The 20,632-nt window shown below is 71.1% G+C and carries 18 protein-coding genes; 11 read left to right on the top strand and 7 right to left on the bottom strand.

The features are described 5' to 3' along the window. Positions 1-3 precede the first annotated feature (3 nt). Complete coding sequence (locus AB0K03_RS22305; protein ID WP_364687724.1) at positions 4-1,287, bottom strand: serine hydrolase domain-containing protein; 1,284 nt, start codon at positions 1,285-1,287, stop codon at positions 4-6. A 45-nt stretch (positions 1,288-1,332) separates the two neighbouring features. Next, positions 1,333-1,689, bottom strand: coding sequence for a VOC family protein (locus AB0K03_RS22300; RefSeq protein ID WP_364687722.1), 357 nt, complete (start codon positions 1,687-1,689; stop codon positions 1,333-1,335). Between AB0K03_RS22300 and AB0K03_RS22295 the strand changes: the two genes are divergently transcribed. The 4 genes from AB0K03_RS22295 to AB0K03_RS22280 all read left to right on the top strand — a co-directional run bounded on the left by AB0K03_RS22295 (position 1,679) and on the right by AB0K03_RS22280 (position 6,916). Further along, on the top strand, positions 1,679-2,470 hold the full coding sequence (locus tag AB0K03_RS22295) for an SDR family oxidoreductase (RefSeq protein WP_364687720.1): 792 nt from the start codon (positions 1,679-1,681) through the stop codon (positions 2,468-2,470). The genes AB0K03_RS22300 and AB0K03_RS22295 overlap by 11 nt on opposite strands. A 65-nt stretch (positions 2,471-2,535) precedes the next feature. Then, positions 2,536-3,546, top strand: a complete 1,011-nt coding sequence (locus AB0K03_RS22290; RefSeq protein WP_364687719.1) for a hypothetical protein — start codon at positions 2,536-2,538, stop codon at positions 3,544-3,546. Between the two features lie 29 nt (positions 3,547-3,575). Then, positions 3,576-5,081 carry a fused MFS/spermidine synthase gene (locus AB0K03_RS22285; protein WP_364687717.1) on the top strand — a complete coding sequence of 502 codons (1,506 nt, stop codon included), beginning with the start codon at positions 3,576-3,578 and terminating at the stop codon, positions 5,079-5,081. Between the two features lie 116 nt (positions 5,082-5,197). Continuing rightward, the gene (locus tag AB0K03_RS22280; RefSeq protein WP_364687715.1) at positions 5,198-6,916 is read left to right on the top strand and encodes a serine/threonine-protein kinase; all 1,719 of its coding nucleotides are present in this window, start codon (positions 5,198-5,200) and stop codon (positions 6,914-6,916) included. A 9-nt stretch (positions 6,917-6,925) separates the two neighbouring features. On the opposite strand, the gene AB0K03_RS22275 is transcribed toward AB0K03_RS22280, so the two are convergent. Beyond that, a complete protein-coding gene (locus tag AB0K03_RS22275; protein WP_364687713.1) occupies positions 6,926-7,597 on the bottom strand; it encodes a TrkA family potassium uptake protein in 672 nt (223 codons plus the stop codon). Beyond that, on the bottom strand, positions 7,590-8,885 hold the full coding sequence (locus tag AB0K03_RS22270; RefSeq protein ID WP_364687808.1) for a potassium transporter TrkG: 1,296 nt from the start codon (positions 8,883-8,885) through the stop codon (positions 7,590-7,592). The genes AB0K03_RS22275 and AB0K03_RS22270 overlap by 8 nt, the downstream gene beginning before the upstream one ends. 491 nt (positions 8,886-9,376) lie before the next feature. Between AB0K03_RS22270 and AB0K03_RS22265 the strand changes: the two genes are divergently transcribed. From AB0K03_RS22265 to AB0K03_RS22255, 3 genes are all read left to right on the top strand, one after another. Then, positions 9,377-10,102 (top strand): SDR family oxidoreductase, encoded by a 726-nt coding sequence (locus AB0K03_RS22265; RefSeq protein ID WP_364687711.1) that lies wholly within the window; start codon positions 9,377-9,379, stop codon positions 10,100-10,102. Positions 10,103-10,533: 431 nt separating this feature from the next. After that, the gene (locus AB0K03_RS22260) at positions 10,534-10,833 is read left to right on the top strand and encodes a hypothetical protein (protein WP_364687709.1); all 300 of its coding nucleotides are present in this window, start codon (positions 10,534-10,536) and stop codon (positions 10,831-10,833) included. 260 nt (positions 10,834-11,093) lie between these two features. Further along, entirely contained in the window at positions 11,094-12,947 is a 1,854-nt protein-coding gene (locus tag AB0K03_RS22255) for a hypothetical protein (protein WP_364687707.1), read from the top strand. Between the two features lie 204 nt (positions 12,948-13,151). On the opposite strand, the gene AB0K03_RS22250 is transcribed toward AB0K03_RS22255, so the two are convergent. Beyond that, positions 13,152-13,541 carry a hypothetical protein gene (locus AB0K03_RS22250; protein WP_364687705.1) on the bottom strand — a complete coding sequence of 130 codons (390 nt, stop codon included), beginning with the start codon at positions 13,539-13,541 and terminating at the stop codon, positions 13,152-13,154. 134 nt (positions 13,542-13,675) lie between these two features. On the opposite strand from AB0K03_RS22250, the gene AB0K03_RS22245 reads away from it, so the two are divergent. After that, on the top strand, positions 13,676-15,832 hold the full coding sequence (locus tag AB0K03_RS22245) for a DEAD/DEAH box helicase (protein ID WP_364687703.1): 2,157 nt from the start codon (positions 13,676-13,678) through the stop codon (positions 15,830-15,832). A gap of 84 nt (positions 15,833-15,916) precedes the next feature. Here AB0K03_RS22245 and AB0K03_RS22240 read toward each other — a convergent pair whose 3' ends face one another. Continuing rightward, positions 15,917-16,837 carry an NlpC/P60 family protein gene (locus tag AB0K03_RS22240; RefSeq protein ID WP_364687701.1) on the bottom strand — a complete coding sequence of 307 codons (921 nt, stop codon included), beginning with the start codon at positions 16,835-16,837 and terminating at the stop codon, positions 15,917-15,919. Positions 16,838-17,412: 575 nt separating this feature from the next. Between AB0K03_RS22240 and AB0K03_RS22235 the strand changes: the two genes are divergently transcribed. The 3 genes from AB0K03_RS22235 (at position 17,413) to AB0K03_RS22225 (ending at position 19,310) form a co-directional block, all read left to right on the top strand. After that, positions 17,413-17,715: a metal-sensitive transcriptional regulator gene (locus AB0K03_RS22235; protein ID WP_364687699.1), complete on the top strand. Its 303-nt coding sequence runs from the start codon at positions 17,413-17,415 to the stop codon at positions 17,713-17,715. 217 nt (positions 17,716-17,932) lie between these two features. Beyond that, positions 17,933-18,145 carry a cation transporter gene (locus AB0K03_RS22230; protein ID WP_364687697.1) on the top strand — a complete coding sequence of 71 codons (213 nt, stop codon included), beginning with the start codon at positions 17,933-17,935 and terminating at the stop codon, positions 18,143-18,145. Next, on the top strand, positions 18,138-19,310 hold the full coding sequence (locus AB0K03_RS22225; RefSeq protein ID WP_364687695.1) for a hypothetical protein: 1,173 nt from the start codon (positions 18,138-18,140) through the stop codon (positions 19,308-19,310). Before AB0K03_RS22230 ends, AB0K03_RS22225 begins: the two co-directional genes overlap by 8 nt. 143 nt (positions 19,311-19,453) lie before the next feature. On the opposite strand, the gene AB0K03_RS22220 is transcribed toward AB0K03_RS22225, so the two are convergent. Next, complete coding sequence (locus AB0K03_RS22220) at positions 19,454-20,590, bottom strand: SAM-dependent methyltransferase (RefSeq protein WP_364687693.1); 1,137 nt, start codon at positions 20,588-20,590, stop codon at positions 19,454-19,456. Positions 20,591-20,632 lie beyond the last annotated feature (42 nt).

Genomic DNA, 20,632 nt, shown 5'->3' with positions numbered 1-20,632 from the left:
CGCTCACGCGATGGCGTTGTGCACCGCCACGCGGTGGGTGTCCGGGTTGGACCAGCTCCAGTTCGGGTGCGCCCGGTTGGTCAGCAGCACGACCACCATCTTGCGGGCGGGCACCACGAGCAGGCTGGTTCCGGTGAAGCCGGTGTGCCCGAAGCTCGTCGGTGACGCGAGCCGGCCCATGAACCACGGCTGGTTGAGCTCGACACCGAGACCGTGGTCCGCCGTACGGGTCGGCCGCTCCGCGTCGATGGCCCACTTGCCTTTGTTGACGTTGGTCAGCGCCCGCTGCAGCACCTCGGCGGAGAGCAGCCGCTTGCCGCTGTACGTGCCGCCGTTGAGCATCAGCTGACCGATGACGGCGACATCGCGGGCCGTGCCGAAGAGACCGGCGTGCCCGGCGACCCCGCCCAGGTGGTTGGCGACATCGTCGTGGACCGTGCCCCGCAGCAGCCCGCCCGACGAGCGCGCGTCGGTGGCGACCAGGCGCTGCCGGTCGGCGACCCAGGTGAGCGGCCGGAAGCCGGTGTCCTTGAGGCCGAGCGGGGTGGTGAGGTTGTCGCGGACGGCCCGGTCGAGGGTCTTGCCGGTGAGCTTCTCGACGAGCCGGCCCAGCACCATCAGGCCCACGCTCGAGTAGCGGAACGTGTCGCCCGGGACGGCACCCCGGATCATCGGGGTTGTCATCACGGCCTTCCACCGGGCGGCGTTGTCCGGCAGCCCGGTGACCTTCGCGCCCACGGGCAGGCCGGAGGTGTGCGCCAGCAGCTGGGCGATGGTGATCTTGTCTTTGCCCGTACCCGTGAAGTCCGGAAGGTAGCGCTGCAGCGGCGAGTCCAGATCGGCCTTGCCCTGGTCGGCGAGCTGGAGCACGAGCAGGGCGGTGTAGACCTTGGTGAGCGAGGCCAGGTCGAAGATCGAGTCCTTGCGCATCGCGACGCGCTTGGCGGCGGCCAGCTCGACCGGGCCGGCCTTGTAGCGCAGGGCGTGCCCGACGGCCGTGTGCAGCGTCGTCTTCCCGTCGACCATGACCAGCGCGACGGCGCCGGCGTACCCGGGATGCTTCGGGTTGTCGGGGGTCGGTTTGAGGTATTTCGCCAGTGTGTCGTGCACCCGCTGCGCGGATGGGGTCTTGACCGCGGCGGACGTCAACGGCGCGACCGTCGCCCGGTCGGCGGCCGACGCCGGCTCGCTCCAGACGGTGGCGGTCCGCTGCGGCGCGCAGCCGGCGAGAGCGGCGGTCAGGCCGGCGCCGAGCACCGTACGCCGAGAGACAGGCACGGCCAGCATGATGCCACGAAAGCCGTGGTCGCACGGTGCTGCGCGCCCGGCGGCTCAGGCGTCGTCGAGGGGGGCCATGAGCAGGATGCGGTGTCCCGAGGGGTCGCGAAGGCGGGCCATGCGCTCGCCCCACGGCTGGTCCGCCGGCTCCTCCAGCACCTCGGCGCCCGCGTCGCGCAGCTGCCGTACCGCGGCGTCGCAGTCGTCGGCGTAGACGCACAGGTCGAAGTCGGCCGCGGGCCCGGCGGCGAGGGAGAGTTTGCTGGTGCCGAGCGCCAGCGTCACGAAGACCGGGTCGCCCTCCCCGGGAAACCTGTACTGCTCGGTGAATCCCATCTGGTCGCGGTAGAAGGCGGAAGCGGCGGGCAGGTCGGAGACGGTGATCACGGGAAATGCCTCGGTGTACGCCATCTTTTCGATATTAGGGTGGCGCATGGCTTCGTACCTCGATGAGCTTTTCGGTCTGGGTGGCCGGACCGCGATGGTGACCGGTGGCAGTTCCGGGATCGGCCGGGCGATGGCGGGTGCGCTCGGCCGGGCCGGCGCGCGGGTCGTTCTGGTCGCGCGGCGGCCGGAGCCGCTGCGTGACACGGCCGCCGAGCTGCGCGCGGACGGCGTCGCGGTGGAGATCGTCGCGGCCGATCTGGCGGACCGTACGGACGTCGCGCGGGTCGGCGGGTACGAGGACGTGGACATCCTCGTCAACGCCGCGGCGGTGAACCGGCGGCCGCCGATGGACGAACTGACCGACGACGACTGGGACGTGACGCTCGCCGCGAACCTCACCGCGCCGTTCCTGCTTGGGCAGCGCTTCGGCCCGGCGATGGCCGCACGGGGCTGGGGCCGCATCATCAACGTCGTCTCCCAGCAGGCGTTCCGCGCGTACGGCAACAGCGGCGCGTACGGAGCCGCGAAGGCCGGCCTGGTCGGGCTCACCCGGTCGCAGGCGGAGGCGTGGTCCGGTCGCGGCGTCACGTGCAACGCGGTCGCGCCGGGGGTCGTGCACACCCCGCTGACCGAGCCGGTGTTCGCCGACCCGGACAAGGTCGCCGCCCACGCCCGGCGGACCATGATCGGGCGGAACGGCGTACCCGAGGATTTTGCCGGTTGTGCCGTTTATCTGGCGAGTTCCGCGAGCGCTGCCGTAACCGGGCAGACACTCTTCGTCGATGGTGGATATTCGGCGACATGATCGATCTGCCTTGACAGGGGTGAGCGCGGTAGAGTCACCCGCGCTCACCACTTGGGAGGTAGATCGTGGCGGCGACTTACCTGCGCCGAGCCCAGCCTGCGCTCGCCCTGCTGGCGGCGGTCCTCGTGCTGCTCGTGGCGGCCCCGGCCGCCCATGCGGCGCCCGACCCCGAGGGCGGCTCGAAGACCCTGCGCGAGCAGCTCGAATCGGCGGCGAAGGGGCACGTCGAGGCGAAGCAGAAACTCGACGCGTCCAAGAAGCGCCAGGTGCAGCTCAAGGCCGCCCTCAAGCAGGCGCAGGAGAAGGCAGCCGGGCTGAAGGACCGGGTCCGTGAGGTGGCCGCCCGGTCGTACCGGCAAGGCCGCTTCAGCACGATGTCGCTGCTGCTCAACGCGAGCACGCCGGACACGTTCATGGAGCGGGCGCTGCGGCTCGAGCAGATGGCGCAGGTCGACTCGCGCGCCCTCACCGAGTATCAGGACGCGGTCACCGTCGCCGAGAAGGCGACCAGGGCCATCGAGCTGGAGATCAAGGAGCAGCAGAAGCAGGTCACGGTCCTGGCCAAGAAGAAGCAGCAGGCCGAGAACGCCCTGGCCGCGGCCGGTGGCGGCGCGGTGGCCGGCGGCTTCGTCAACGCCGACTCGCCGCTGGCCAAGCCCGCGCCCCGCAACTCCGACGGCTCCTGGCCGCGGGAGTCCTGCACGGTCAACGACCCGACCAGCTCCGGCTGCATCACGCCGCGGCTGCTCAACGCGTACCAGCAGGCCCGGGCGGCGGGCTTCAAGCGCTACACCGCCTGCTTCAGCGAGCGGTCCTCCGGCGAGCACCCCAAGGGGCGGGCCTGCGACTTCTCCGCGGCGGCGGGCGGCTTCGAGAACGTCAACGCCACCGGCGGCGACCGCACGTACGGCAACAACCTCGCCGCGTACTTCGTGAAGAACGCCAACCGCCTGGGCGTGATGTACGTGATCTGGTACCGCCAGATCTGGCAACCGGGGCTGGGCTGGCGCTCGTACAGCGGCTCCGGCGGGCCGGCGGCGACACACACCAACCACGTGCACCTGTCCATCCTGTGAGCCCAGGTTCCGTCGGTAGCATTCCGCCGATGGAATCCCCACGGGCCCTGCCGTCCGGCCTCGCCACCGCGCTCGTCTTCTTCGCCAGCGGGGCCGTGCTGGTCCTCGAGATCGTCGCGTTGCGCCTGGTCGGGCCGTACGTCGGCGTGACCCTGCAGGTGAGCAGCTCGGTCATCGGCATCTCGCTGGCCGCCATCGCGTACGGCACCTGGCTCGGCGGCCGCCTCGCCGACCGGTACGACCCGCGGATCCTGCTCGCCCCCGCCCTGCTGCTCGGGGCGATCACCACGGCGATCACCCTGCCGCTGGTCCGCTGGGGCGGTGAGCTCCTGCGCGGGGGAGCCGCCCCGGCGGTGCTGCTGCTGGCGGCGCTGGCCGTGTTCCTGCCCGCGTTCCTGCTCTCCACGATCACCCCGCTGACGGTGAAGCTGCAGCTCGGCGATCTGCGACGGACCGGGGAGGTGGTCGGCCGGCTCTCCAGCTTCGGCACGCTCGGGGCCATCACCGCCACGCTCGGCACCGGCTTCATCTTCGTCGCCGCGATGCCGAGCAGCTGGATCATTCTCACGCTGGCCGCGCTGCTCGCCGTCGCCGGGTTCGGGCTGGGATGGTGGCTGCGCCGGCGTGACCCCGCGCTCGCGGTGCCGGGCAGGCCGCGTACCCGGGCGGTGCTCGTCACGATCGGGCTCGTCGGCTCCGGGCTGGGCGCCTCCGCGCCGACGCCGTGCGACGTGGAGACCGCGTACCACTGCGCGCGGGTCGACGCCGACCCGAAGGTGCCCGGCGGGCGGACGCTGATCCTCAACTCGGCGCGGCACTCGTACGTCGACCTGGACGACCCGGCCCACCTCGAGTTCGCGTACGTGCAGTGGCTCGGCGCCCTGGTCGACATCCAGAAGACCGCCGCCGCCCCGATCGACGCCCTGCACCTGGGCGGCGGCGGCTTCACCGTGCCCGAGTACGTGGCGCACAGCCGCCCGGGCAGCAAGCAGGTCGTCCTCGAGCTCGACGGTGGGCTGGTCGACCTGGACAAGCGCGAGCTGGGCCTCACCACGGGCCCCGATCTGCGGGTTCGCGTCGGCGACGCGCGCGTCGGCCTCGCCGGCCAGCCCACCGGCGCGTACGACCTGGTGGTGGGCGACGCGTTCGGCCACCTGGTGGTCCCCTGGCATCTCGCCACCCGGGAGATGGCCGCGGACATCGCCCGGGTCCTGCGCCCCGGCGGCATGTACGCCCAGAACGTCATCGACTACCCGCCCGGCCGCTTCATCCGCGCGGAGGTCGCCACGGTCGCGGACGCCTTCCCGAACGTCGCATTGATCGCGCCGAAGGACGCCCTCGAGGGCCGGATCGGGGCCAACTTCGTGATCGTGGCGTCCGCGTCACCGCTGCCGCTCGAGGAGATCCGCAGCCACCTCGACCTGGTCGACGAGCCGGTCGAACTGGTGTCCGGGACGGCGCTGGCGGAGTTCGTGGGGGACGCGCGGGTGCTGACCGACGACTACGCGCCGGTGGATCAGCTGCTCGCCGGCTGAGCCGGGCACGGTGGAATTCGGGCAAAGAGCGTGCCGCCGGTCAGACCACCGCGGCCGCCCGGGCCGGTTTCCGCAGACGCCCGTGACCACCGCGTCCCTCGGGCCACAATCGGCACATGGGGTGGCGGGCGGCGGGTGCGGAACACGGGCACGTCGGTGACCGCTACCGCCTCATCGAACGGCTCGGCACCGGCGGCATGTCGGTCGTGTGGCGCGGCCACGACGAGATCCTCGGCCGGCCGGTCGCGATCAAGATGCTCTCCGCGCACCTCGTCGCCGAGCCGTCGTCACGCACCCGGCTCCGGCAGGAGGCGCTCGCCGCGGCACGGCTGTGCCACCCGCACATCACGGGGGTGTTCGACTTCGGCGAGCACCGGCAGGTCCCGTACGTGGTGATGGAGCTCAACGACGGCGAGCCGGTCTCCGCCCGGCTGCGCCGCGACGGGCCGTTCCCGTGGCGCGAGGCGGTCACGATCGCCGCGGAGGTCGCCTCGGCGCTGGCCACCGCGCACGCCCGCGGCATCGTGCACCGCGACGTCACGCCGGCCAACGTGATGCTGACCGGCGCCGGCGCCAAGGTGGTCGACTTCGGCATCTCGGCGCTCACCGGCCAGCGCGACGCCGCACCCGACGGCAGCCTGCTGGGCACCCCCGCCTACCTGGCGCCCGAACGGCTCGCCGGCGGCCCCGTCGCCCCCGCCGCCGACGTGTACGCCCTGGGCCTGCTCCTGTACCGCCTGCTGACCGGCAGGCTCCCGTGGCCGGCCGGCAGCACCACCGAGGCCTTGCGCGCGCACCTGTACGCGGACCCTGAACCCGTACCCGATCTGCCGGACATGCCGGCGGACGTGGCCGGCCTGTGCCTGCGCTGCCTGGCCAAGCAGCCGGAGGACCGGCCCCGCGCCGACGAGGTCGCGACGTTGCTGGCCGCCCTCGTCGGCCTGCAGCCGATCATCCCGCCGGTGGCTGCCGGGGGAGCGGTCCCCGCGCTCGCCGGCTTCCGGCCGTCACCGCATCCCGGCCCGTCACGCCGCCGCCTGCGTCCCGGCCTGTCACCTCGGCGCCTTCTGCGGTTGCGTACCGGTCTGCGGCTCGCCCGGGCCCTGCGCGTCGGCGGTCCGGTGCCGCTCGGCGGCGGCCTGTTCCGCGGCGGCGTCCTGGCCCGCGACCTGCTCACCGGGGGCCGGCTCGGGCAGGCCGTGCTCGCCGCCCGGCACCGCGTGCAGGCGGCGGTGGCGACGCTCGTCCTGGTGGCCTCCGTCGGCCTGGTCTGGTCGTCCACCCGCGAACCCGAGGAGGTCACGACGGCGCAGGCCGCGGCGGCGGGCACCGGGCCCGGGTCGGTGGTCCCGCACGGCACCGGCTGCAAGGTCCGCTACCAGGTCCAGCGCGACACGGGTACGGACTTCGGCGCGCAACTGACCGTGGTGAACACGGGGGAGCACGTGCTGGCGGGCTGGCGGCTGGAGTTCACGTTCACCGGCGGCCAGCGCCTCACCGATGCGCCGAAACGTCTCGCCCAGCGCGGCCGGAAAGTGGTGCTGCGTCCCCGGAGCGGCACGAAGCTGCGTCCGGGCCGCTCGGTGACCGTCACCGTCACCGGCAGCTACCGCGCGACGAACCCACTGCCGTTGACCTTCGCCCTCAACGGGCACCCCTGCCAGGCCGAGGTCCTCGGGGCCGTCACCTCGCCGTCACCGGCTGCTTCGCCGTCCCCCTCCTCCTCGCCGCACTCGTCGCCCGCGCCGGCGGCCACGCGCAAGAAGGACCGGTCCAAGCCGTCGCCGCAGACCTCCACCGACAGGGCCAAGGGCGGCTTCTCGGTCGACATCTGAGCCGGCCCCTCAGCCGCCCGCCGCGGCGAAGCGCTCCACCTTGGACGTCTCGCCGGCCACGATGAGGATGCAGCCGCCGTGGGGGATGACCGTCTCCGGCACCGCGTACGTGAAGTCCTCTCCCGGCAGCTTCGTGCCGACCACCGTGATGCCCCACTTCGAGCGCAGCCCCAGCTCGGCGAGCGACCTGCCCGCCGCGTCGCGCGGCGCCCGTACCTTCGCGATGGCGAAGCCGTCGTCGAACTCGATGTAGTCGAGCATCCGGCCGGTGATCAGGTGCGCGACCCGCTCGCCCATCTCGGACTCGGGGAAGATCACGTGCCGCGCCCCCACCCGGGACAGGATCTGCCCGTGCTTGGCGCTGGTCGCCTTCGCCCAGATCTCGGTCACCCCGATCTCGGCGAGGGTCAGCACGGTGAGCACGCTCGTCTCCAGGTTCGTGCCGATCCCGACCACGGCCCGGGAGAATTCCGGTACGCCCAGCTGCCGAAGCGCGTCGGTGTCGGTGGCGTCGGCCTCGACGACGTGCGTCAGCCGATCCGACCAGTCCCGCACGATCCGCGGATCCGAGTCGATGCCGAGCACCTCGTGACCGAGATTGACCAGCGACTCGGCGACGGCCCCGCCGAAGCGCCCCAAACCCACCACCACGACGGTGTCGATCGTCCTCTGCTCAGCCAACGAGGGGCCTCTCTTCCGGATAGCGGTACAGCCGCCGCCGCGTGTTGAGCGCGATGGCGGTGCCGACGGCGATGGTGCCGACGCGACCCACGTACATGAGCACGACGAGCACGACCTGCGCCGAAGTCGGCAGCGAGGCGGTGACGCCGGTGCTCAGCCCGACCGTGGCGAAAGCCGACGTGACCTCGAACAGGGCCCGGTCGAACGGCACGTCGTCGGTCAGCAGGACGATCGCGAGCGTCCCGGCGGCGACCAGCGCCACCCCGAGCAAGGCCACGGTGACGGCCTGCCGCTGCGTCTCCTCCGCGATGCGCCGCTTCGCGATCACCACGTCCGGCTCACCCCGGATCTCCGCCCAGATCACGTACGCCAGCAGGAAGAACGTCGTCACCTTGATGCCGCCGGCGGTGCTCGCGCTGCCGCCGCCGATGAACATCATGCCGTTGGTGACGGCGATCGTCTCGGTGTTCATCGCGCCCAGATCGATGCTGTTGAAGCCGCCGGACCGCGTCATCACGTCCTGCGTGAAGGCGGCCAGGACCTTGGCCGGGGTGCCCAGCGGCCCCAGCGTGCCCGGATTGCTCCACTCGAAGACGAGGAAGATCAGAAACCCGCTGACGCTGAGCAACACCGTGCCCCACACCGTCAGCCGGGTGTGGGTCGACCAGGATCCGGGCGTACGCCACTCGCGCGCGAGCTCGAAGAGCACCGGGAACCCGATCGACCCCGCGAGCACCCCGAGAGCCAGGGGTACGCAGATCCACCAGTCTCCGACGAACCGCACCAGGCTGTCCGGGTACAGGGCGAAGCCGGCATTGTTGAAGGCCTGCACGGCGTGGAAAACGGCCTCCCACACGGCCCGCCCCCACGGATAGTCGTACGCCGCCCGGAACCGCACCGTGAGCACCACGCTGATCAGCGCCTCCGACACGAACATCACGAGGGCGACCCGTACGAGCACACCCCGGATGTTGCCGCCCAGCAGCCCGGCGCTCTCGGCCTGGGCCAGCAACCGGCTGCGCAACCCCAGCCGCCGCGACACCAGCAGGCTGAGCAGCGTCGCCAGCGTCATGATGCCGAACCCGCCGATCTGCGACAGCACGGTGAGCAGCACCAGCCCGAACCCCGACCAGTACGAAGGCGTGTCGACCACGGACAGCCCGGTGACACACACGGCGCTGGCCGCGGTGAACAACGCGGTGACGAACGGCGCACCCCCGGGCTCCGCGCGGGCGGCGGGCAGCATCATCAGCCCCGTACCGACGGCAATGGCCCCCAGAAAGGCCAACGGCACCACCCGGGCGGGATACCGCCACGGCGAGCGATCACGCACCCGTAAATACCTCCGCGTCCGACAGTGCCCCGGCTAGGGTGTCCCATTACCCGACAGAAAGGGTGCGTGATGCAACTCGACATGGCATCGGTCTTCGCCCGGTAGCGAGGACCTCGTACTGCCTCGCTCCTCGGATCGGGCGGCTCAACGGCCATCTGCCCTTCTCCGCTCGAGGAGCTCGTTTTGCGTACCCTGTCGACGCACCTTGCGTCGCGCCTTCGTCATGCCCCGTTTCCCGGCTCCGCATTCCTGACCCGGGGCCGTCCGTTCCCCTTTCGCCTTTCCCGCCGGTTCTGTCCTGACCGCCGGCCCTGCGTTTGTCGCCTTTGTCGCCGGCGTTCTCTTGCTGGCCTTCGTCGCCGGCCCTTCCTTGCTGGCCTTCGTCGTCGGCCGCGTGCCGGGCGGTCCGCGGCGGCGCCGGGCCGGACTGTTCTAGAGTCGGCGGCATGGCGAGGCTTGCGGTTGTCACTGGTGGCGGCACGGGGATCGGCCGGGCGACGGCCGGGATGCTGGCCGGCGAGGGGTACGACGTCATCATCGTCGGCCGGCGTCCCGAGGTGCTCACGGACGCGGCGAAGTGGATCGGGCCGCAAGCCACCACCGTGACCGCCGACTGCGCCGACCCCGAGCAGATCCCCGCGGTGGTCGAGGCCGTCGGCGGCCGCGCGGTCGACGTCCTGGTCAACAACGCGGGCGCGTACGTCTCCGGCGACGACTCGACGCTCGCCGGGCTCAAGGACCGCTGGCGCGCCACCTTCGACTCGAACGTCATCACCGCCGTCCTCATGACCGAGGCCCTCCGTCCGCTCCTGCGCCGCCCGGGCGGCCGCGTGATCCTGACCAGTTCCATCGCCGCCCAGCGCGGGGGCGGCGGGCCGTACTCGGCGGCGAAGGCAGCCCTGCACGGCTGGGTGTTCGACCTCGCCACGCAGTTCGGCCCGGACGGCATCACGGCCAACGTCATCGCGCCGGGCTACATCACCGACAGCGAGTTCTTCGCCGGCCGGATGACCGAGGAAGGCCACCGGGCGCGGGTGAACGCCACCCTGGTGAAGCGGGCCGGCGAACCGGACGACATCGCCGAGGCGGTCCGCTGGCTCGTCGGCCCCGGCGGCACTTTCGTGACCGGCCAGATCATCAACGTCAACGGCGGCTCCGTCCTCGGCCGCTGAGCCGCACGGCGCCGCCGGCGGCTCGCCGGTTCCTGGCCGCTCGCCGGTTCCTGGCCGCTCGCCGGCTTCTGGCGGCGGCCCCGCTGGTTCCTGGTAGCTCGCGCCCATGCACCCGAAGCGAAGCCGCATTCGTGGCCTGATATTGCCGGGAAATGGGCGTCTTCACATGGCGAACCTGAGCTCCGGTGCGCATTCGAGCCCTTGATATTGCAGTAACTTGCAGTGCCGACGGCATTCCTGGCGATGAATGATGGGGCGGGACTTTGGCCCCTACCTCCGCGCGCCCGGGCGCGCGTCTGATGGACGCATCGACAGTCGCAGCCGGAGCGATTCCCACGCCGTTTCCCGGCGATCCGGGCCGGGATCTGCGACTCAGCACATCCGATCCCGCGGCTCGCGCTCCGGCCGGCGACCCTCAAGAAAGGATCGTCATGCCCCTCACGCAGATCGACGAGTACGAAGTCATGTACTCCGCGAACACCTTCTCGCCCCGCATCTGGCTGAAGCACCAGGGTGCCTACATCGGACAGTTGGTCTTCAAGCCAGACGGCGCGACCCTTCCTCCCGACACGGCCGACAGCGTCTACTACCACGCCAAGGACTTCCCGAACGTCGTGGACCTGCTGCGCAATGAGAAGCCCATGTACCTGCTCTTCTCCGGCAGCGGCGGCGGCTTCGAGAACGGCATCAAGACGACCGCTGAGATGACCGGAGAGGCGGAAGGCGTGTAGTCGCACGCAGGTCGTCGCCCTGCCGGTTCTGTCCAGGTGAATGTCCCGGCCGAATGGCTCGCACCTTCGGCCGGGCTCTGCGCCTGCGTCTTCGGCCGGCCGTGCGTCTTCGGCCGGCCGTGCGTCTGCACCTTCGGCCGGGCTCTGCGCCGGGTCTTCGGCCGGCCGTGCGTCTGCGCCTTCGGCCGGGCCCTGCGCCGGGTCTTCGGCCGGGTCCTGTGCTGCGTTTCTGTCTGGCCCCGCGCCTGCGAGGAGGTGCGATGAATCATCGCGGGGAGTTCATCTGGTACCAGATCGGATATGTCTGGGCAGCGGTGGCCGCGGTTGTCATTCTGTTGATCGCCGTGGGGAGGTATTTCAGCCGGCGAACCCTGCGGGTCGTCACCACGCTGATCGCGTTGACGGGGGTCATCACGCTCGCCGCCTGGGGCCAGACGACTCACCGGCATTTCACCGCGGCGTTCGTGGACGGCGCCGGCAATGCCTCGGATTTCTTCTTCGCTCCGTTGTACGCGCTCGTCCCCGACCGCCGACCCTGGCCGGACGACATCAGTGTGGCCGCCTTCGGTCTCGTTCTGGTTGTCCTGTACTGGCTGTTGGAGGGATGGTCCGCGCGCTTCGAGCCGCCCACTGTCCACGTCGATGACGACACCAACGCGGCGGACATCGTCAAGGAGATGCAATTCCGGCTGCCGGCCGTCCTGGTGCACCGGCCTTCGGTCGTTCCCGGGGGAGCCGGCTCGGACACCATGGCAGCCGTGGTGGCCGAGAGTCAGGTGCCCGGCGCCGGTCTCTACGCGCAACTCGTCCGCTTGGCCGGCGCGGTGTGGCCGAGGCCGCCCGGATTCGTCGTCAAGGTACGGGAAGAGAAACCGCCGGCATCGGCATGCGTCCGGCCAGGTCGACACGTCACCGTCGACGTCCGCGACGCCCGCACCCAGCAGAGCCGGATGGTACGCACGTTGTGCTGCGGTAAGGAGGACGTGGCCGAGCGGGTGGCCGGCTTCGCGGCTCGGACGGTGTTCGCCGCGGATGTGAACACGCCGAGGTGGTCGGTCGGTTCCTTCGACGGTGAAGACCTGGCCGCCTACCTCATGGCGCAGCAGATGACAGCCAATCCGTGCTCGTCCGCAGAAGCCGGCCGGCTCCGCGACCGGAAAGCCGAGCTGCTGGACCACGCGGTGCGCAACAGCCCAGGAGCCGGCGTGACCCGGTACGAACTCGCGCTGCTGCGCGACCTGCAAGGTAACCACGTCGCCGCGCTGCACCTGCACGCGGTGAATTGCGTCCAGTACCCACGCTTTCACCGGGTGCGCTACCGGCTCGCGATGTCGCTGGAAATGGTCGCCGGGCTGGACCTGGCATCGTTGTGGACCCGATGCGCCCCTGACGAGCGTGTCCACTTGGCACGAATGCTGCGGCAATGCGGCCTCCCCGAACGCGGATTCGATCCCATCCTGGACGAGGCGCTCTGCATGCATCCGCTCGGCGGTTCCCACGCTCGGCATCTGCGGCGGCACATGCTCGTCCTCGCACAACGGCAATTCCGGCGGTATCGGCGGACCGTCGGTTTCTGGTTCCTCCTCGGTCGCTGTCTGGCTCATCGAGATCAGCGAGGCGACCTGCGTCCGATGCTCCTCCCGATCCGGCAAGCTCGCGTGGCGCGGCGCAGACAACTGACCGGCGCCAAGACGGCAGAGGCGCTCACCGCGGTCCGCCTCGCTGTCCTGGCGGGCCAGTGGGCCGACATTCGTCGGCAGATCGACCGCTTCTCTCCGGACGGCGGAAGCGGCGTCCGCGGTTGGCGCTGGTCATGGGTCGCCCTGTACAACGCCGCATGCCTGCACGCAGTGGTTGTCGGCGCGGCCGCGACGCTCGACGCGCCGGCTCGTGCGTCGACCGGCCTGCCTACCGGCAGACAGTTGACTGCCCGGGCGGTGGCCCTCCTGCAAGCCGTAGTCGATGATCGGGACTGCGAGATGGAACGGCCGTACGACTGGATTTCCGTGGACCCAGACCTGCGGTCGCTGGCCGCCGAGCCGGCTTTCGTCACATTCCTGCACTCCCAGCATGATCGGGACTATCCCGCGACTCGGGTGCGGGATGAGGGGTAGGGGCGCTGATGCACGCCTACCCGGCTGCGCGATAACAGCTTCCACCCGGCTGCGCCGGTGGACGGCATTCATTCACGGTCACTGCGAACGGCCTTCATCCGGATGTGCTGGTGAAACGGCCTTAATCAAGCGTTGCTGGCGATTGGCCTTCACTGTTACCGCGGGGTGGAACGTCATTTAGCCAGCTCTGCCGGCGCATGACCTTCACCCGGCTGCGCCGGTGAAACGGCCTTCTCCCGGCCGGTTCGCCCGGAACCGCAGCGCCGACCAGCGGTCGTCGATCGCCACCTGTCCGCACGGACGCATGTCGAAGTCGGCCACGATGGGCCAGAGCGTGTCCCGGTTGATGTCGGTCTTGTTGCCCTTCGGATACGCGACCCAGACCGCGGCCGGCAACTTCAGGGCTTCGGCGTGTTCCTCCAATAGCCTCCGAGCGCTCGCCGCGTCGTCGGCGAAGACGATCGCCGCACCGGCCGTCGCCGGGTCATTGCTCTCCCGCACGCCGTCAGGCATCGGGGTCAGCAACGGGAGGTGCGCCGGATGCGACACCCACACCGTGCTGTTCGGCTTGATCAAAAGCTTCTCGGCGATCATCTTGGACATGCCTTTACGCTGCCACCGACCGCTGATCTTGGGGACGAAATCAGCCGGGCCTGTGGATAACGGCCGGCCTGTGGATAACCCGCCCGATGTCGGACCGGGCTGGTAGACATGCGGTCGTGGTGGAGATGACGAGTCAGGCAGTCAGCGAGGCCGAGCGGGTGGCCGTCCGCGAGTGCGCCGAGGAAGTTCTGCGGCGGCTGGCGGGTGAGCACGCCGTGCTCCGGGAGGACCAGTGGCGGGCGATCGAGGCGCTCGTGGTCGACCGGCGGCGGGTGCTGTGCGTGCAGCGTACGGGTTGGGGCAAGTCCGCCGTCTACTTCGTCGCCACCGCTCTGCTGCGGGACGGCATCACGGCCGAGCCCGGTGACCCGCCGGCCGGCCCGACCGTGATCGTGTCCCCCTTGCTAGCGCTGATGCGCAACCAGGTGGAGGCCGCCGCACGAGCGGGCATCCGCGCCCGCACGATCAACTCGGCCAACCTCGACGAGTGGGACGAGATCACTGCCGAGATCCGCAGCGGTGGGGTCGACGTGCTGCTCATCAGCCCCGAGCGGCTCAACAACCCGGATTTCCGGGACAACGTGCTACCCGGGCTCGCAGCGAGCACCGGCCTGCTCGTGGTCGACGAAGCCCACTGCGTCTCCGACTGGGGTCACGACTTCCGCCCCGACTATCGGCGGCTGCGCACGTTCCTGGCGGGGCTGCCCGTGCGCACGCCGGTGCTGGCGACCACCGCCACCGCCAACGCGCGCGTCACTGCGGACGTCGCCGACCAGCTGGGCGACGCCCTGGTCCTGCGCGGCTCGCTCGACCGCGATTCGTTGCGTCTCGGGGTGCTCGAGCTGCCCAACCCCGCGCACCGCCTGGCGTGGCTGGCAGATCACCTGGAGAAGCTGCCGGGCTCCGGCATCGTCTACACGCTCACAGTGGCCGCAGCGACCGAGACAGCGGAGTTCCTCCGGTCCCGCGGGTTCCCCGTCGCGTCGTACACGGGGCAGGTTGAGGACGCCGACCGTCGCGCAGCCGAGCAGGACCTTCTCGACAACAAGATCAAGGCGCTGGTGGCCACCTCAGCGCTCGGCATGGGCTTCGACAAGCCCGACCTCGGGTTCGTCGTCCATCTGGGCGCGCCGCCCTCACCGATCGCCTACTACCAGCAGGTGGGCCGGGCGGGCCGCGCCGTCGAGCACGCCGAGGTCGTCCTGCTCCCGGGTCAGGAGGACGTGGCGATCTGGCGCTACTTCGCGTCCCTGGCGTTCCCGCCCGAGGAGCAGGTCCGTGCGGTGCTGGCGGCTCTGTCGCCGGATCGCCCGCTGTCGACGCAGGCGCTCGAACCCATCGTCGACCTGCGGCGTACGCGTCTTGAGCTGATGCTCAAGGTGCTCGACGTCGACGGGGCTGTGCGGCGTACCCGGGGCGGTTGGGTCGTCACCGGCGAACCCTGGACCTACGACACCGCGCGCCTGCGACGCGTCGCCGAGGCCCGCACGGCCGAGCAGAAGACCATGATCGAGTACGCGACAACCACCGCGTGCCGGATGGAGTTCCTGCGGCGCTGCCTCGACGACCCCGAAGCCCAGCCTTGCGGTCGCTGTGACACGTGCGCCGAGCCCCTCTTCGACGCGGAGGTCTCCCCGGAGTCGCTCTCCGCCGCCCAGGCCTTCCTCGGCCGTCCCGGCGTCGACATCGCACCGAAGAAGCTCTGGCCGACCGGCATGGCTTCCGTGGGCGTCGACCTCAAAGGCAAGATCACCCCGGCCGAGCAGATCCTGCCGGGCCGGGCGGTGGGCCGCCTGTCGGACCAAGGATGGGGTACGAGGCTCCGCGCGCTCGTCACCCCCGGCGCACCGGACACCCCCATCCCCGACGACCTGGCTGCCGCCGTGGTGGAAGTGCTGAAGGCGTGGGCACGCGGCGACGACGCATGGGAACAACGCCCCGCCGGCGTCGTGGCCGTCGGCTCACGCAACCGTCCCGACCTCGTGACGAGCACAGCCGCTCGCATCGCGGCGGTCGGCCGGCTCCCGATGCTGGGCGCCCTGACCTCCTCCCACACCTCTGCCGCTGGGCACCGGGGAAACAGCGCCCAGCGGGTGCTCGCCTTGCACGACGCCTTCACGGTCCCACTGGCCGTCGCCGAGGCTCTGCAGGATCTGGAAGGGCCGGTTCTGCTGGTGGACGACCTGGTCGACTCGGGATGGACCATGGCCCTGGCGGGCAGGGTGCTGCGGCGCGCCGGCGCATCGGGGGTGTTGCCGCTGGCCCTCGCGGTGGCGGGATGACGCACGCCTGCACACCCCGGGCTGGCCCCCCAACCGAACGGCGTGCCCCGATAGCGCCGTGCCCCCGGCCGGCCCGGTCGTCCGTCAGCCCGGCCGCCCGAACCCGCGAATGGGCTGGGAGTCGATGGTCGCCACCCGCACGTTCTCGCCGAACTCCGGCGCGTGGATCATCCGCCCGCCGCCGATGTAGATGCCGACGTGGCTGATCGGGTTGTAAAAGAACACCAGGTCGCCGGGCCTCAGCTGGTCCCTGCTCACGTGGGCCATCGACGCGTACTGGCTGGCGGCGTTGTGCGGCAGGCCTACTCCCGCGGTTCGCCAGGCGGCCAGGGTCAGGCCCGAGCAGTCGTACGAGCGCGGGCCTGCGGAACCCCAGCGGTACGGCTTGCCGAGCTGGTCGAACGCGAACGCGACAACGTCGGCTGCGGGGCCCGGCACGTACTCGGGGACCGGGAAGGCGCCGGAGTCGCGGTAGCGGGAGCCTTCGCCGTACGCGATCGCTCGCATTTGTTTGAGGGCCGTGATCTCGCCCTTGACGGTCGCCTTGCGGGTGTTGAGCTCGGTCTGCTGGCGGGTCTGCTGCGCCGCGAGCAAGTTGAGGGCGGCACGTGTCGCGTCGACCTTGGTACGGGCCTCGCGCAGCTCCTCGGCAGCACGCTGCTCCTCGGATGCGAGCTGGTGCAGGACGAGGAGCTTGTCGACGAACTCGTGCGGCTGGTCGGAGGCGAACAGCGCGACCGTCGGGCCGGTGCGCGTGCGCTGGTACGTGCTCGACATCAGACCGTCCATCAAGGCCTGCCGTTCCTCCAGGTCGCGGACCAGGGGGCCGAGCCGGCTGCCGAGGTGCGAGATCTGCAGCTTGGTGGTCCGCAGGTCCTCACGGGAATCGTTGTACTGCTCGACGAGGATTTCCAGCTGGCGGGCGGCCGCGGTGATGCGCTTGTCCAGCTCGGCCCCCGACGGACGGTCCTCCCGGACGATCGGCGAGCCCGACGCCGCGGCCACACGGAGGTGCCGGGGTGCCGCGGGACTGAACGCGGACGCTGTGGCCACACGGAGGCGTCGGGGTGCCGCGGGATTGAACGCGGACGCCGCGGCCCCACGGATCCGTCGCGGTGCCAGGGGGCTGAGCACGGACGCCCCAGCCGCACGGGCGCGTCGCTGTGCCGCGGGACTGAATGCGGACGCCGTGCTCGCAGCAGACAACTCCCGCAGGACGGCCGACGGGAGATCCGCCGGGAGAGCGGCTGGAAGATCAGCCGGGAGATTGGCCGGCGGAGCGGCTGGGGCCCTGACGCCACCGCGAGCCGGAAGCGACGTTCGACGAGCTGCCGCGGCCGGGGAAGCGGGGATCACGGTGGCGTAGCCCGTGAGCAACAGCGCCGACATCAGGGCGACAATGACGGGTCGGGTGGTCACGGTAAACGACACAACGCCCTTAACGAGGCAAAACAGGCAAAAGCGACGCGTTTGACGAAGTGGCCTGAGGTTGCGGCGCACGGCTTCGGCGGAGCCGGACCGAATGGGGCGGGGGTGACGCTGCCGTCTTGCTCGATACCGGAGGGGGGTATGCTGGTGGCATGACCGCCGACCAAGAACACCCGGGCCCGCACGGATACTCGGGAGACAAGGCCGCGTTGCTCGGGCGGCTGCGGCGCATCGAGGGGCAGATCCGGGGACTCCAGCGCATGGTGGACGAGGACACGTACTGCATCGACGTTCTCACCCAGATCTCTGCCGCCAAGAGCGCGCTGCACGCGGTGGCCATCGGGTTGCTGGAGGACCACCTCGCGCACTGCGTCGTCGATGCGGCCCGTGCTGGAGACCCGACCGCCAAGGTGAAGGAAGCTTCCGACGCCATCGCGCGCCTGGTCCGTTCCTGACCCGCCGCCCGGCGAGCGAGCCGAACGCCCGGCGAGCGAGCCGAACGCCCGGCGAGCGAACGAACGCCCGGCGAGCAAGCTGGACGCCCGGCAAGCGAACCGGACGCCCCGCAAGCGAACCGGACGCCCCGCAAGCGAACCGGACGCCCCGGGAACGAACCGAACGCCGCCCGCGACCCACAGAGGCATCACGAGAACTCGAAGAAGGAGGCCCATCATGGCCGTCACCACCACGTACACCGTGACCGGCATGACCTGCAACCACTGCGTCCAGGCCGTGACCAGCGAACTCTCCGCCCTCCCCGGCGTCGACGCCGTGCAGGTCGACCTGCCCACCGGTGCCGTCACCGTGACCAGTGCCGAGCCGCTCGCCGAGGACGCCGTACGCGCCGCGGTGGACGAGGCCGGCTACGAGCTCGCCGATGCCTGAGACCGGCAAGCAGCAACCCACCGCGCAAGACGACCCCCAGAACCGGCCCCCGCAGGACACGGCTACGGGCCAGCCCGAGAAAGGTCTTGCAAGCGGCGACTCCACGCAAAGCACTGCGACGGGCCGGCCGGCGCAAAGCCTCGGGTCGGCTCGGCCCGCGGCCGGCGAGGAGAAGGGCACCGCCTTCCGGCTCGCCGCGTTCGGCGCAGTCCTGGTGGTGGTGCTCTTTGCCGGGTACGGGATCGGCCGCCTGAACGAATCGGTGGAGACTGCGCAGTCCGCCCCCTCCACGCAGGTCGCGGCCGACGCACACGGGCACAGCGCGACCGGAACGGAAGCCGCCACGGGGACAGGCAACGCCGCCGGCGCTGTCCCGCACGACGACACCGGCGCGGCGCCGCATGTGCACAATGCCGACGGCACCGTGACGCAGGTCGCCGGATCGGGCGCCGACGCTGCGCAGTCCGTCGGCGGGCTGGCGATGACCGCCGGTGGCCTCACCCTGCAGCCCGGCACCACGAGCTTCCCGGCGGGCCGCAAGCAGCCGCTGACGTTCCGGGTCATCGCGGCCGGCGGGGCTCCCGTGACCACGTACGCGGTCGTGCACGAGAAGCCCCTCCACCTGGTGGTCGTGCGCCGTGATCTCACCGGCTACCAGCATCTTCATCCCACCATGGCGCCCGACGGCACGTGGAGCATCGATCTCACGCTGGCCCAGCCCGGCAGTTACCGGGCGATCGCCGACTTCACCGCGATCGTCGGCGGCCGCCAGACGCCGGTCACGCTCGGTGTCGACCTCTCGGTCGCCGGCAACTACGCTCCGGTCGCCCTTCCTGCGCCGGTCACCCGGGTGAGCACTGACGCCTTCACCATCGAGTACGGGGGTACGCCGCAGACCGGCTCGTCGCAGCCGATCTTCATGACCGTACGGGGACCCGACGGCAAACCGGCGGCGCTCGAGCCGTACCTGGGTGCGTACGGTCATCTGGTGGTGCTTCGCGAGGGTGACGTGGGCTACGTCCATGTGCATCCGGAGCCGCAGCCCGTCGACGGTGCCGTGAAGTTCTGGCTGGCCGCACCCGGTCCCGGCCGGTACCGGATGTTCTTCGACTTCCAGGTCGCCGGCAAGGTCCACACCGCCGCCTTCACCGCCACGGCCAGCTGAGACCGAAGGCCGCCGGCTGAGCGCAAAAGGCCGGCGGAAGGCGGCCGGCTGAGCGCAAAAGGCCGGCGGAAGGCCGGAAGGCGGCCGGCTGAGCGCAAAAGGCCGGCGGAAAGCGGCCGGTCGAAATCGAAGGCCGGCGGACTTCAGGCCAGCAGCTTCTCCAGGGCCGGCGTCACGCCCCACTGCGCGGTCAGCGTCTCGTATTCCGAACGCTGGTCGTCCGTCGGCGCGGCGCCGGTCCGGCGGGCCCGCAGCAGCAGGTTCCGTGGCGTGTGCTGGGAGTCCACGAACTCCACCACGTCCACCTTGTAGCCGTTGAGCCGCAGCAAGGACGACCGCAGCGAGTCGGTGAGGACGTCCGCGAAGCGCTCCCGCAGGATCGCGTTCCGGGTCACCTCCGCGTACGGCGCCGGCGCTGCCCGGCCCTTGAGCTGGGCGGCGATGTCGTGGTGGCAGCAGGGCGCCGCCAGCACCCAGCGGGCGTTCCACCGTACGGCGCGGGCCAGCGCCTGGTCCGTCGCCGTGTCGCAGGCGTGCAGGGCCAGGACGAGGTCGGGCGCCTCGTCGACCCGCGCGTCCTCGATGGTTCCCGCCACGAACCGGACGGCGTCGGCGCAGCCCAGCTCCTCGGCGACGGCGGTGTTGCGTACGCGTTGATCTTCGCGGACATCGACCCCCACGACCCGGACGTCGGCGACCCGGTCGGCCAGATAGCGGTACGCCGCGAACGTCAGGTAGGCGTTCCCGCAGCCCAGGTCGACGACGCGCAGCGGCGACGGCAGCTCCTCGGGCAGCGTGGCGGCCAGCGCGCGCAGGAACGCGTCCACCTGCCGGCGTTTCGCGGCGTTGCCGCCGATGACGGTGAACAGCGGGTCGCCGGGATCGAGCAGCCACTGCTTGGCCCGGTCGTGCTGCGCCGGCGCGGCCGCGGCGGTGCTCGCGCCGGAGCGGTGGACCTGGGCGTCGCCCTTCTTCGTGACCCTCACCTGCACCGTGGACGTCGCGGTCTCCACGTGCCAGTTACCGAACGGCTCCGCCAGCAGCGCATCGACCGCGGCCGCGGCCTCGCCGCCGGAGACGTTGCGGGTGTACGGCCGGGAGCCGTCGTTCGTGACGATCTGCAGTTTCCGCCCGGTCTTCAGCTCGACCGGCCGTAGCTCCGCCCGCTGCACCGAGGGGGTGACGCCCCGCCGCCGGCCCGCCGCGACCGCACGGGTGAGCGCCGGGTCGAGCAGCAGGTCACGGACCTCGGCGAGGACGGCTTCCAGGGATTGCGGCATCCCCCCATTCTGCCTCGGCGGCATCCCGCGACCCGGGACCGG

Source organism: Actinoplanes sp. NPDC049316, assembly GCF_040677315.1.
In the GTDB taxonomy this organism is placed as follows: Bacteria; Actinomycetota; Actinomycetes; order Mycobacteriales; family Micromonosporaceae; genus Actinoplanes.
This window is presented reverse-complemented; position numbering and strand designations above follow the sequence as displayed.